This is a genomic window from Chryseobacterium sp. 1B4 (assembly GCF_036631475.1).
Classification (GTDB): Bacteria; Bacteroidota; Bacteroidia; order Flavobacteriales; family Weeksellaceae; genus Chryseobacterium.
In genome coordinates this window covers 211,223-224,981 of record NZ_JAPNUF010000011.1, presented here as the reverse complement: position 1 = coordinate 224,981, position 13,759 = coordinate 211,223, and the positions used below count along the sequence as shown (strand labels likewise).

8 protein-coding genes and 2 pseudogenes are annotated in these 13,759 nt (G+C 39.4%); 9 read left to right on the top strand and 1 reads right to left on the bottom strand.

Annotated elements, in window-relative coordinates; translation table 11 throughout:
• Window positions 1-131 precede the first annotated feature (131 nt).
• The 4 genes and pseudogenes from OWR28_RS23065 (at window position 132) to OWR28_RS23050 (ending at window position 5,838) form a co-directional block, all read left to right on the top strand.
• Window positions 132-1,250, top strand: coding sequence for an efflux RND transporter periplasmic adaptor subunit (locus OWR28_RS23065; protein WP_332388680.1), 1,119 nt, complete (start codon window positions 132-134; stop codon window positions 1,248-1,250).
• Between the two features lie 29 nt (window positions 1,251-1,279).
• Window positions 1,280-4,437 (top strand): annotated as a pseudogene (locus OWR28_RS23060) (efflux RND transporter permease subunit).
• Window positions 4,424-4,612: a hypothetical protein gene (locus OWR28_RS23055; RefSeq protein WP_332388679.1), complete on the top strand. Its 189-nt coding sequence runs from the start codon at window positions 4,424-4,426 to the stop codon at window positions 4,610-4,612. Before OWR28_RS23060 ends, OWR28_RS23055 begins: the two are co-directional and overlap by 14 nt.
• Entirely contained in the window at window positions 4,582-5,838 is a 1,257-nt protein-coding gene (locus OWR28_RS23050; RefSeq protein WP_332388678.1) for a TolC family protein, read from the top strand. The genes OWR28_RS23055 and OWR28_RS23050 overlap by 31 nt, the downstream gene beginning before the upstream one ends.
• 140 nt (window positions 5,839-5,978) lie before the next feature.
• On the opposite strand, the gene OWR28_RS23045 is transcribed toward OWR28_RS23050, so the two are convergent.
• Window positions 5,979-6,419 carry a hypothetical protein gene (locus OWR28_RS23045; RefSeq protein ID WP_332388677.1) on the bottom strand — a complete coding sequence of 147 codons (441 nt, stop codon included), beginning with the start codon at window positions 6,417-6,419 and terminating at the stop codon, window positions 5,979-5,981.
• A 363-nt stretch (window positions 6,420-6,782) separates the two neighbouring features.
• Between OWR28_RS23045 and OWR28_RS23040 the strand changes: the two genes are divergently transcribed.
• The 5 genes and pseudogenes from OWR28_RS23040 to OWR28_RS23020 all read left to right on the top strand — a co-directional run bounded on the left by OWR28_RS23040 (window position 6,783) and on the right by OWR28_RS23020 (window position 13,452).
• The gene (locus tag OWR28_RS23040; protein WP_332388676.1) at window positions 6,783-7,361 is read left to right on the top strand and encodes a DUF4840 domain-containing protein; all 579 of its coding nucleotides are present in this window, start codon (window positions 6,783-6,785) and stop codon (window positions 7,359-7,361) included.
• Window positions 7,362-7,458: 97 nt separating this feature from the next.
• Window positions 7,459-7,986 carry an RNA polymerase sigma factor gene (locus OWR28_RS23035; RefSeq protein ID WP_332388675.1) on the top strand — a complete coding sequence of 176 codons (528 nt, stop codon included), beginning with the start codon at window positions 7,459-7,461 and terminating at the stop codon, window positions 7,984-7,986.
• A 30-nt stretch (window positions 7,987-8,016) separates the two neighbouring features.
• Entirely contained in the window at window positions 8,017-9,408 is a 1,392-nt protein-coding gene (locus OWR28_RS23030) for an outer membrane beta-barrel protein (protein ID WP_332388674.1), read from the top strand.
• Between the two features lie 39 nt (window positions 9,409-9,447).
• Window positions 9,448-10,410, top strand: coding sequence for a T9SS type A sorting domain-containing protein (locus OWR28_RS23025; RefSeq protein WP_332388673.1), 963 nt, complete (start codon window positions 9,448-9,450; stop codon window positions 10,408-10,410).
• Window positions 10,411-11,917: 1,507 nt separating this feature from the next.
• Window positions 11,918-13,452: pseudogene (locus OWR28_RS23020) on the top strand (YifB family Mg chelatase-like AAA ATPase).
• The last annotated feature ends 307 nt before the right edge of the window (window positions 13,453-13,759 follow it).

Sequence of the window (13,759 nt, the reverse complement as noted above, 5' to 3'; positions counted from 1 at the left end):
TACAACTGTTTTCCTTTCATTTTTGCTATCCTACGTTTCACCTGCAATTAACGACGCTTCACTCAATTTCTGCACCTACATCCTTATTATATGAAGTTATTTTGCTGCTGTAAAATTTAAAAACCAATGTTATGAATTACAGAAAAGGATATCTGGTACTTTCACTTGCTGTTGCGGTGCTTTACTCGTGCGGCTCCGGGAACGGTCAGGAAAATACCGGGCAGATGCAGCAGGCATTGCCTACAGATTTTATTCAGGTGAAATCGGGAGATGCGGATGTATCCACCGGTTACCCGGGAAGTATAGAAGGACAGGATAATGTGGACATCAAAGCACAGGTAACAGGATATCTGGAGGCGGTATACGTGAAAGAAGGACAGTATGTAAGTAAAGGACAGACCCTTTTCAGAATAAACCCATCAGTGTACAACGAACAGGTAAATACCAATGAAGCTGCTTTGAAATCAGCTTTGGCAGCACAGGAAACAGCAAGGCTTGAAGTGGAAAAACTGAAACCTCTTGTAGAAGGGAAAGTAGTTTCCGAAATGCAGCTGAAAACGGCACAGGCAAGCTATAAAGCTGCATCAGCTCAGGTTGCCCAGGCACAGTCTTCATTAGGATCTTCAAAGATCAATGCTAATTTTACCTATATCAAAGCACCCGTTAGCGGATACATAGGAAGAATTCCGAACAGGGTAGGAAATCTCATCAGTCCGTCTGATGCATCACCGTTGACGACCCTTTCCAGTATAAACACCGTGAATGTTTATTTTTCTATGAATGAAGCAGATTTCATTGCACACAGCAGAGCTTCAGCATCAGGAAATACTGCAGAAAATGTAGAGCTGATCCTTGCAGATGGTTCCACCTATGCTCTTAAGGGAAAACTTGAAAATGCCAGTGGAAACTTCGACAGAAATACCGGAAGTATCCAGATGAAAGCTGTTTTTCAGAATCCTGATAAATTATTAAGAGCCGGAGGAACAGCCAGAGTGATGATTCACAATGCTTTGAATGGAGTAATTAAACTTCCGAAAACCTCAGTAAAAGATATTCAGGACAGATTTTTTGTCTACAAGCTGAATGGTAAAGACAAAGTAAAAATGACTCAGATTACCGTTTCAGGAAGTACATCCCAGGATTATTTTATCAAAGAAGGAGTGAATGCAGGAGATAAAATTGCCATCAACAGAATTGATGCCCTTACAGACGGAGCACAGGTTGTTGCGCATACCGTTCCTTTGAAATAGTTGTATAACCACCATCAGAAAATTCAAAAATGTTAAAAAAAATAATAGACCGTCCGGTACTGGCGACGGTAATATCCCTTATCATTGTCATCTTAGGGATCATAGGATTAAACCAGCTGGCAGTGACCAGATTCCCGGATATTTCTCCGCCTACGATTACCGTTTCAGGGTCTTATCCGGGAGGAAACAGTGAGACCGTGATCCGTTCCGTGGTAACGCCGCTGGAAGAGCAGATCAATGGAGTGGAAGATATGGAATACATGAAGTCTACTGCCAGTAATGACGGTACGTTTTCCATTTCCATTATATTCAAGCAGGGAGTCAATGCGGATCAGGCCGCAGTAAATGTCCAGAACAGAGTGCAGCAGGCCACTCCGATACTTCCCCAGGAGGTTGTACGGATGGGGCTTACCACCTCCAAGCAGCAGAACAGTATGGTATTGATCTTCAATATCTATACTGAGGACAATAAGCAATATGATGAAACCTTCCTTCAGAACTATGCGAATATTAACCTTATCCCACAGGTCAAAAGGGTAAAAGGAGTAGGGCAGGCCATGGTTTTCGGGATTAAAGATTACTCCATGAGAATATGGCTTAACCCTCAGAAAATGTCATCCTACGGACTTGAACCGGCAGATGTCTCCAGAGCCATTGCAGACCACAGTTTGGAATCTGCTCCGGGTAAATTGGGAGAAGAATCTGATGCCGCTTTAGAATATGTGATCCGATATAAAGGAAAGAAGAACAGGCCTGAACAATATGAAAACATCATTGTTAAAAACACAGGAAGCCAGGTCATCAGGCTTAAAGATGTGGCCCGTGTGGAATTCGGAGCCATTTCAAATACGGGAGATAACCTGTCCAATGGTAAAAATGCGGTTACTGTAGCGATCATGCAGACTACAGGATCCAATGCCAACCAGATTGAAATAGGCGTAAACAAAGCCCTTGATCAGTTATCAAAATCATTTCCTCCGGGGATCAAATATACGAAGGTAATGAGCACCAAAGAAAGATTGGATGAGGCTACAGGACAGGTAAAATCTACACTGATAGAAGCATTTATCCTTGTATTTATTGTAGTATTTATCTTCTTGCAGGATTTCAGATCTACAATTATTCCTGCAGTAGCAGTTCCGGTGGCAATTATTGGTACTTTCTTCTTCCTTCTGGTCTTAGGATTTACCATCAATGTACTGACCCTTTTTGCCCTTGTACTGGCGATCGGTATCGTAGTGGATGATGCTATTGTTGTAGTAGAAGCCGTTCACAGTAATATGGAAGGGACAGCCCTTTCAGGAAGAGAGGCCACTCATAAAGCGATGAGCGAGATCACAGGAGCGGTTATTTCCATCACGTTGGTAATGTCAGCGGTATTTATCCCGATCGGATTTATGTCCGGTTCAGCAGGACTCTTTTATAAGCAGTTTGCGTACACACTGGCTATAGCCATTATTATTTCAGCCGTTAATGCATTGACTTTAACGCCTGCTTTATGTGCGGTATTTCTGAAAAACAACCATGCAGGAGAAGGAGAAAAATCAAAAGGATTCGGACAAAGGTTTGCTGTGGCATTCAATGCCGGTTTTAGTAGTATGACCAACCGTTATGCGAAAGGTGTACGCTTTTTAATTGGAAAAAAGTGGATTGCAGGTGGATTAATTGCAGCGGTTATCGGTGTTGCTGGCTGGCTGATGTCAAGCACACCTAAAAGTTTTGTGCCGATGGAAGATGACGGGTTCTTTATGTATACACTAAGTATGCCTCCGGGAACTGCATTGACAAAAACTACAGAAGTTTCCAATAAAATCAATGACATCTTAAAGGGCGTGGAAGCAGTACAGGAAAATACTTCCATTACAGGATATAATCTGCTCAGCAACAGCGCAGGACCGGCTTACGCCATGGGATTTGTTAAGCTGAAACCTAAAAAAGAAAGAGGTGAAGTTCAGGATATCCAGGAGGTGGTAGATAGGGCTACTGCAAAATTAGGAGTGATAAAAGAAGGAAGCGTGATGACTTTCAGAATGCCTCCGGTAGAAGGCTATGGAATGACGAATGATGCAGAAATCGTACTTCAGGACCGTATGGGAAGAGATCCTCAGGTACTGAAAGCAAAAGCGGATGAACTGATCAGCCAGCTGATGCAGGTTCCGGAAGTAGCATTTGCCTACACCATGTTCAGGGCAGACTATCCCCAAATGGAGCTTGAAGTCAATGAAGATAAAGCAAAACAATTAGGAGTAAGTATTTCAAACCTGCTGGGAACCGTTCAGACCTATTTCTCCGGAGACCAGTCCCAGAATTTCTCAAGATTCGGGAAATTCTACAGAGTAAATATTAAAGCAGATGGTGTTTTCAGAATGGATGAGCAGGCGTTTAATGATATTTTCGTGAAGAATGAAAATGGAGATATGGTTCCGGTGAATACATTAATCACTTTGAAAAAGTCTACGGACCGGAATCCGTTCAGCGTTATAACCTTTATAATTCATTAAATATCAACGTGTCTCCAAAGCCAGGTGTAAGTAACGGGGAATTGATGGGCAAACTGGAACAAACTTTAAGTAATTTGCCTTCTGACTACAGCTACGAATGGACGGGATTGAGCCTGGAAGAAAAATCAGCAGGAAATCAGACGGTCGCCATCTTCGGCTTATGTTTGCTTTTCGTATATCTTTTGTTGGCAGCTCAATATGAAAGTTATATCCTTCCTCTGGCAGTAATGCTTTCCATCCCAACAGGAATTGTAGGAGCATTTTTGGGAATAAAAGCCATTGGTTTAGATAACAATATTTATGTACAGGTAGGGCTGATCATGCTTATCGGCCTCCTGGCCAAAAACGCAATCCTTATTGTGGAATTTGCCATCCAAAGGAGAAAAGCAGGTCTTTCTATTCTGGATTCTGCACTGGAAGGAGCAAAGGCGAGATTACGTCCGATTATTATGACGTCGTTAGCCTTTATTGTAGGAATGGTTCCGCTGATGCTTTCTTCAGGAGGAATGGCTTCCGGTAACAAATCCATCAGTACAAGTGCTGCCATGGGAATGTTGAGCGGAGTGGTTTTAGGCGTTTTTGTAATTCCTGTACTCTACATGTTCTTTCAGTATCTGGATGAGAAATTCTCTGTGAAAAAGAAGTATCGTACAACAGAAAATCAATTGACAAATGAGACTATTTAATATAAAGAATTTCCTTATTTCAGGCGCAATGGCATCATTGCTGATGTCTTGTGCCGTAGGGAAGAAATATACAAGAACAGACCTTCAGATTCCCGAAAAATACAAAGAATCTTTACAGGTAACAGGCGATACGGTGGTGCTTCCGTGGAAGACTTTTTCAAAGATCCTAAACTGATAGGGTTAATAGATAAGGCCCTTTCCAGAAACAATGAAGTAAACGTTGCCCTGAAAAACATAGAACAGCTGGATCTTGCTTATAAACAGGCCAAATTGTCTCTGATGCCGACACTGGATTTCAGTGCAGGAGCCAACAGAAGCTGGGCTTCCAAAAATACGCTTAACGGTTCCCTGAATGAACAGTTTGTTGGGACAAAATACCTGGATGATTTCACTGCTGCGTTAAGGCTTTCCTGGGAAGTAGATATCTGGGGAAAAGCCAAAATGCAGAAAGAATCTGCCGCTGCAGAATATTTTGGACAGAAAGAGAACTTAAATGCCATAAAAAGCAGGATCGTTGTTCAGGTAGCACAGGCTTATTACAATCTTGTCAGTCTGGATGAACAGCTGAAAATAGCGGAGCAGAATATTGAACTGAGTGACAATACGCTCAAAATGATGAATCTGCAATTTACAGCAGGGCAGATTAATTCTCTGGCCGTTCAGCAGGCTGAGGCACAAAAGAAAACCGCTGAGCTGCTGATTCCTTTGGCAAAACAGAATATTTCCATACAGGAAAATGCATTGAGCATTCTTTGCGGAGAATATCCGGCGAGGATTGAGAGGGAAGGTAATCTTAAAACAATGATTCCTGAAAATAAATTATCAGAAGGATTACCCGCACAATTGCTGAGCCGCAGGCCGGATCTGAAAATGGCAGAATTTAATGTTATCAGCCTGAATTCAAAAACCGGATTGGCAAAAGCAGCGATGTATCCGAGTATCAGCCTTAGTCCGCAGATTGGAGTGAATTCCAATAAATTCAGCTCATGGTTTGATATTCCGGGCTCTATTACCAAAGCCATTGCAGCCAATCTGGCAGCTCCGGTTTTTCAGAAAAAGCAATTGAAAACAGCTTACGAAACAGCATTGATTGAGCAGGAAAAAGCAGCGGTCAACTTTAAACAATCTGTAATGACCGCAGTTGGAGAGGTTTCCGATGCAATGGCAAAGTCTAAGGGATCTTCGGAAAGGCTGCAGCTTTTAGAACAGAGAACAGCCATTCTGGATAAAGGAATCAATGATGCACTGAAGCTGTATAAAAGCGGAATGGCAACTTATCTGGAAGTGATCACTGCACAAAACAACAAACTGCAGAATGACCTGGAAGCTATTAATGTTACACTGGAAAGATTAAATGCTGAGGTTGATCTGTACAGGGCACTTGGAGGAGGAGTGGAGTAAAATGTAAATGAAAAATAAAAGGAAGCTGCATGACACAGCTTCCTTTTTATGTCCAAAATAATTGGTTGCTCCAATAAAAAAATAAATAGCCAGAATGACTATTTATTTCCCACGATCAACAATATGTGATATGATAAAATCTATTTTGCTACGTATGAATAATCTTTGATGAAAGTCTGCCCGGGTGCGTAGGTTTTATTCTCTTCAGTCTCTACACTTCCATTCACCTCAGCTTTATAGCTTACAGAAATAGGAGCCCCGTCAAGATTGGATACAGCAACATGAAGACTTGAAAAGTTGAATGGCTTTACAGTCTCAAACACATAGGTTTTTGTACTGCCGGTAAAATCACTCACCTCCAATGAACTGGTATTTGCATTCCCTTCAGTGGCTCCGTTCTTTTTCCATACAGGACTTCCGTACTGGCTGGCATCGTGATTTCCTGCACTGACAAGAAAATCAACCTGATCATTGGAATCGACCCCGTTTACAGTAATGGTAAATTTCATGTTCGCTTTTGCATCGGCAGGATCATCATCCTTACTGCAGGCCGAAAAAATAATACCGGCAGCTGCGATCATTAAAAAAGCCGAAATAATTTTTTTGTCCTTGGTTTTTTCATAACAGTTACTATTTTGCCTTTTATTGTTGAGACAAATGTAGTCTGAGACGTATACTACCGGCAATACATAAAAACCATGTTTTTTTTCTACCGGGAATCAGGTAGAAAATAAGCTATAGCTCTTTTCCCAATGAAAAATTCTGATTTTTAAACATGAACTTTATAGCTATAAATAAAAATGGGTGAAAATTTACATGCATTAAATCAGTCAGTTATGGAAAATTTCATCTTTTTTCAAAAAAAATATGCAAGATTTTTGAAAAGCTGGATTTATATAGATGAGTACTCGAAAATAATTAATGTTTAACGAAAATGTAATGCAATGAAAAAATTGACAGTACCCCGATTTTTTATAACAGTTTTAATGGTTTTGGCAGGATTGGCCTTATACTCATGTAATGATAGTGATGGACAGGATATTCCACCTGTAAAAATGGAAGAATTACCAGGAAACTATAAAGGTAAGCTGATTATTATCCAGGGAAATAGTAAAAGAGAAGGAATAAAAGAATTCAAAGTAAAAAAAGATACGATCTCATTTGCAGAATTTCCTGTTACCGAAATTGTAAAAACAGTGGTGAAAGACCCTGCAAAAGCAGAAACAGCCATAAAAGCGCTTGGAAAAGTAAAGTATGATCTTAAATATGCAGCAGTGATCAATACAGCAAATAATGTGATAGAATTAACTTTGGCTCCTAAGACAATGGAACTTCAGATTCCTGTAGACGGCGTTAATAAAAAGACCGTTGTAGAATTTGTTTCCAAGCAGAAAGGATATTATGTAGGTATGGATAGAACACTTAGATATGCTCTTACAGCAGAAAAAATTACAGTAGATGGGACATTGATTACTCCTTATGAAGTGATCGATTATAATTTTCCGTTCTGTATAAAAAATTAATAGATATTATCATAAATGGATTGCGCTTTAATAAGATGCAATCTATTTTTGCTTGACAGTTTATAACATCCTGACGGGTACGGCAGCAGTAGCATATATGGAAGAAAGTAAAGAACAGATTTTGGTAAAGCACCTTCTGAAGAAGGAGGAAGCTGCATGGAAAGAGCTTTTTGGAGCTTATTCCGGAAATCTGAGCTATGTATGCTCCCGCTACGTGACGGAAAAAGAAGACATTCATGATGTGCTTCAAAACAGTTTTATCAAAATGTTCCGTTCGATAGAATCCTTTGAGTATAGAGGAAACGGTTCTTTAAAAGCCTGGATGACGCGTATCACAGTTAATGAATCTTTGAAACATATAAAGCAGAAAGGAGATTTCAAATCGGCGGTTGAAGTAGATGATCTTCCGGATATTCCTAATGAAGAAGAACCTGATTTTGAAGAAATTCCACGGGATGATATTATGAAAATGATCAGATCTCTTCCTGAAGGATACAGAACTGTTTTTAACCTGTTTGTATTTGAGAAAAAAGCCATAAAGAAATTGCCGGGCTGCTGGGAATTGCAGAAAACTCTTCTGCATCTCAGTTTCACCGTGCAAAAGGATTGCTTGTTCAGAAAATAAAAGAATGTAAAATGTCAAAAAAAGCACAATATGAATAATGAATGGCTAAATAACCTGCGAAGCAGAATGGATGACCATGAAGAGGACGTTCCGGAAGGGTTGTGGGATGACATCAGAGATGAATTATTCTCGGGAGAAGAAAACAACGGCGTTCCCGGGTTTATTCCTGAAATTCATGAAGGTGGTGCGGAAAAGAAAGAAAGAATTGCAGGTGCGGGACAAAAATCTTTATTCTATCGCATCGGAGGTATTGCTGCTGCCATTGCATTGCTGTTTTTACTGACAAAAATACTGCCTTATCATGACAAGGAAAAAGTTCTGTCTCAGAAACCGGCAGATATGAGAAATGACAAGGAAAAAGGATCTTTAAATGCCGGAAAAACCGAACATATTGTAAGCAGTGAGGTAAAATCAGGAATAAATGCCTTCTTAGCTGAAAATACATTCAATACAGAAATTCTGAAGAAAAACTTAACTCAAAGCTATTCTGATAACGGAATAAAAAATAACGCTGGAAAAACCCAGGATATTATAAAGATTCCTGCTGCTTCCGAGGCCTTTCAGCAGGAAAATAAAATTGCTCAGAAAATATCGCCTGTTGATGATACTGTGAAGGAAACGGCGGAAGAAAAAGAATCAGATGAGGTTCTTTTTAAACAGGAAAAATTGAAGGAGATATACGCAGAAAACACAAAACATGATGCCAGAAAATCCGGAAATAAAAAGTCCTGGATGCTGGGTATGCTGACAGGAAATATGGCTTCCAATTCCGCAGAACAGCAGTTTCCAGGGTATGCTTCAATTACCGGAAAAGCCATGAATGTCGAGCAGGTATGGACTACTTCAGAGTTCCATGATGATCCTCTGACAGCCATATTGCTGGCAAATCAGAGCCAGCCGGTAGAAGCGAGAATCAGGCATAAGGTACCTGTTACTTTCGGGCTTTCTGTTTACTATAATCTGGGGAAAAAATGGGGAATAGGAACGGGAGTAAATTATACCAAACTGTCTTCTGAGCTGCATTCCGGGAGTGATAACAATTATATTAAGGGAGATCAGACCGTTCATTACATAGGAATTCCTGTGCAGATCAATTACAATGTCATTCAGAAGGGCAAATTTACAGGATATGTGACAGGGGGAGCGCTTGTGGAAAAGCCTGTGGCAGGAAGTATCACAACAACCTATGTAGTGAATGATGAAATAAAGGAATCCTCAAAAGAAAGTTTGGTGCCCAAACCTTTACAGTTCTCAGTCAACGCAGCAGCAGGCCTTCAGCTGAAGATTATTGATAAGGTCGGAATTTATGCAGAGCCGGGAATAGGATATCATTTTAAAAAAGAAAATGCTCCCAATACAATTTATAAAGAAAAACCACTTCATTTTAATATGAAGTTCGGTGTAAGAGTGCTGTTGGATTAATGCCGGAGATTTTTAAAAACCAAGCTTAATTATTTATATATGAAAACAAAACTAATCTTTTTGATGTTTTTATTATTCAGCATTTTGAATCTAAAAGCACAGTGTACCCCTACAGTTACCAGTCCCAGACTTGGGCAGAAATATCCCGGAACCGTTCTGTTCTGTGATACGGAAGATGAAGTACTTTCTACCACACAGGCTTACACAACTTACCAGTGGTATAAACAGGCGTGGACCTGGCAGACTCCTAATAACAATCCGTGGGTTGCTATTCCGGGAGCTACGTCACAGCAGCTGACCATCAGCGGGAACGAGCAGCTGAATTATTTTAAAGTGGTTGTTACCGATGGAGACTGTACAGCAGAAAGCCCGACAGTATTTGCAGATGGCTTCGTATATGGGCTTCCGGCTATGATGACTACTTATACTCCGGGAACCTATGAAGAAAATATGGGAACAGTAAATGTGTGCAATGGTGCTTCTATTCAATTTGACGATATATTCCCTGTAGTGTATGGCAAGCATACCTGGTTCAAATGTGTCCCAAGCAGTAATCCTCCGGTGGCAGGGGATCCTTGTATCATTCCAGGTGTAGTAGGAGATACTTATGTAGCAACAACTTCCGGAAAATATGGATTCTATGCCTGTACTGAATACTGTCCGGACCAATGCCAGATGTTGGATCCATTTGCCTTTGTTGAGGTAAATTTCGGGAACTGGGAGTTCTGCAGCAATCTGGGAACAGGAGAGGCAAAAATTAAAGATAATAATCTGAAAATCTATCCTAATCCTACAGCACAGCACCTTTATATCGGAAAAGAATCAGACAAAGTTTATAAAGAAGTTACCATTATAGATATGTCCGGAAAGCTGGTTCTGAAAAAAACAGATCACAGATACAATCAGCCCATTGATGTAAGCCAGCTGGTGCCGGGGAACTATATTATTGTTTCTAAAAGTGCAGAGGGCATTGAATACAAAAATAGATTTATAAAAAAATAGGATTACGTAATCTGATGATGCTAAAATATTGATTGTGGCAGGAAGAATGGATGTCAGAGGAGAGAGTTTCCTTGTATTGAAGAAGAACTAGAGTAATTTATTTTAATACTTTACGCTCAATAGATAAAATTTTCATCCTTGTTAATCTAATGACGTCATAATTACCCCAAAAGGAGTTCTCTCTTTCCGGCATCCGGCTTCCTGACTTACATTTAATTTTTCTGTAACTCAGATGAAATAATCTATTCGTTAGTTTTTAATAATGGTTGGGTCGGTACAAAGAAATTTGTACCGGTTTTTTTTATCCTGAATTTTCTGAATTTCTTTTTAAATATCCCCGTCTGACCAGAATGCTATTAACGTAAATCCCGGATTTTTAAAATACTATATTGGTTATTTTTGCAGCACTTGAGATAATGCAATAACAATAGATGGAAACCCATGTTAATAAATCTTTTTCATGTGAAAAATTAGACTCAAGTGATATAATTTTTAAATTTTCAAAAAAATCAAAACATTCCGTCGTTACCATTTGCTTATGGGTTTATTCTGAATAACCAAGAAAAATGGAGCTTGGCATGGAGTAAAACTTAACGCTAATTAAAATTATGAAATATTTTTTCTTGCATTTTTTCTTTTATTTACCTCTTGTATTTCTGATGAGAACCTAAATTTACAATCAAATTCTAAATTTCAAGGGAATTACGTTGGAAGCTTTAATGGAGATTTATCTGGTGAAATAAAATTCAGCGTATCTGATACAGGTAACCTTGAAGGGACGGTATATTATACTACAGCCGATAGTTCTGAAATGATATCGGGCTATGTAATGATTAGCGGGAAATTTGACGCAGCTACAAAAGCCGGATTAAGTTTTTCAGGATATTTGAATGATTCATCCATGAATGGGAAATGGTCAAAAGGTAGTTTAAATGGGAACTATAATTTTTATAAAAAATAATATGATGAAAAAAATATTTTTAATTTTATTAGTATAATTCTGCAAACTATCTTTCTGCAAAATTTGGATTCGTTCCTGATTGGTTTGTTATTTCAAACGTTGATGGAATAGAAGTAAACCCAATGATTTCATTGATTCCTACATGGGGACTAAGAAGGAATTTTACGAAAAATTTTAATTATGAAGTTCAGCTAGGTTTAGGAGTAGGGAAAATTCTAAAATCAGAGTATTCTATTCAGGTAGTTCCTAATTTAAGTTTTAGGATTGGGTATGATTTTTAATTGAAATATTACTATTCAACAATTAACCTTGGCCACTCACTGGTCAAGGTTAATTGTTTTTACATGACAAACTACTCTGAATGTGGAGATCGCCTTATGGCTTTGAATGATTTAAATTAAAGAGTAAGAGTTTAAATATGTTTTCAAATCCGATGTTTGTTTTCTGAATTTCTTTTTAAATATCCCTGCCTGACTAGAATGCCATTAACGTAAATCCCGGATTTTTAAAATACTATATTGATTATTTTTACTTCAAAAACACACCATGCTGATTAAAATTTACGGAAGTGCCATTCATGGGGTGGCGGCACAGACCATTACCATTGAAGTAAATGTAGACACCGGCGGAGTGGGATACCACCTGGTGGGACTTCCCGATAACGCCATCAAAGAAAGCAGCTACAGAATATCGGCCGCACTGAAAAACGTAGGATATAAGATTCCCGGAAAGAAAATTACCATCAATATGGCTCCGGCAGATCTCAGAAAAGAAGGTTCAGCTTATGATCTTAGTATTGCCATTGGGATTTTAACCGCTTCAGACCAGATACTGGCAGAAGATGTTAAAGACTATATCATTATGGGAGAGCTTTCTCTGGATGGAAGCCTGCAGCCGATCAAAGGCGTCCTCCCCATTGCAATTCAGGCCAGGGAAGAGGGATTCAAAGGGATCATTCTCCCCGGACAAAATGCAAGGGAAGCCGCTATTGTTAATGATCTTGAAGTATATGGGGTAGAAAATATCAGAGAGGTTATTGATTTTTTTAATGAAGGAAAGCTTCTTGAAAAAATGACGTTGGATGCCAGAAAAGAATTTCACGAGAAAATTAACAACTTTCCTTTCGATTTCTCTGAAGTTAAAGGTCAGGAAACAGCCAAAAGGGCGATGGAGGTTGCCGCCGCCGGTGGGCACAACATTATTCTGATCGGCCCGCCAGGGAGCGGAAAAACAATGCTGGCCAAAAGAGTTCCCAGTATTTTACCTCCTTTAACATTGAAAGAGGCTCTGGAAACAACAAAAATCCATTCTGTTGCCGGGAAAATAGGAACAGAAGCTTCACTGATGACTGTCCGCCCCTTCAGATCTCCACATCATACTATTTCTGATGTTGCTCTCGTGGGAGGCGGGAGTTACCCGCAGCCCGGGGAGATTTCCCTTGCCCATAACGGCGTTTTATTTCTGGATGAAATGCCTGAATTTAAAAGAACAGTGCTGGAAGTAATGAGACAGCCTCTGGAAGATCGTGAGGTAACCATTTCAAGAGCAAGGTTTACCGTAAACTATCCCGCAAGTTTTATGCTGGTAGCATCCATGAATCCCAGTCCAAGCGGTTTCTTTCCCGATGATCCTAATAATACCTCATCGGTTTATGAAATGCAGCGCTACATGAATAAACTTTCCGGGCCTCTTCTGGATAGAATTGATATTCATATTGAAGTTCAGAAGGTAGAATTTGAGCAGCTTTCCGAAAAAGAAAAGGGGAGAAAAGCAAAGACATCAGAGAACGCGTACTGAAAGCCCGGGAGATTCAGAATAAGCGGTATCAGAATCTCAATATCAGCAGCAATGCCCAGATAGGACCGAAGGAAATTGAAGCATTTTGTGAGCTGGATGAAACCTCTTTCGGCCTTATCAAATCAGCAATGGAAAAACTAAACCTCTCGGCAAGAGCATATGACAGAATTCTGAAAGTTGCCAGAACTATTGCCGACCTTGAAGAATCTGAGAATATTTTGTCTCACCATATTTCCGAAGCCATACAATACAGAAGCCTGGACCGTGAATTCTGGAATGGTTGATTTTTAATCTATTTATCTGATTTTAAAACAAATACAAATATTCTTTTCATAAGTTTAATTCTTTGTGGTAGGATAAATGTAGCAATTATGTAACGCATAGGTTAAATTATTATGTTAAGTTTGGTTGCCATATTATTAAAATATTACATTATGAAAATCAAATTTTTAAATACTGAATAGAAATTTGCATTGAATTGCCGAAGAATATCCACAATATATTCTTTTCTTTTTTCCGACTGTCATAAATAACGTGTGAACGCTGTTTACGTTCTGCTCACTGAGTGGATCGCTTAAGACTCTGTATCAT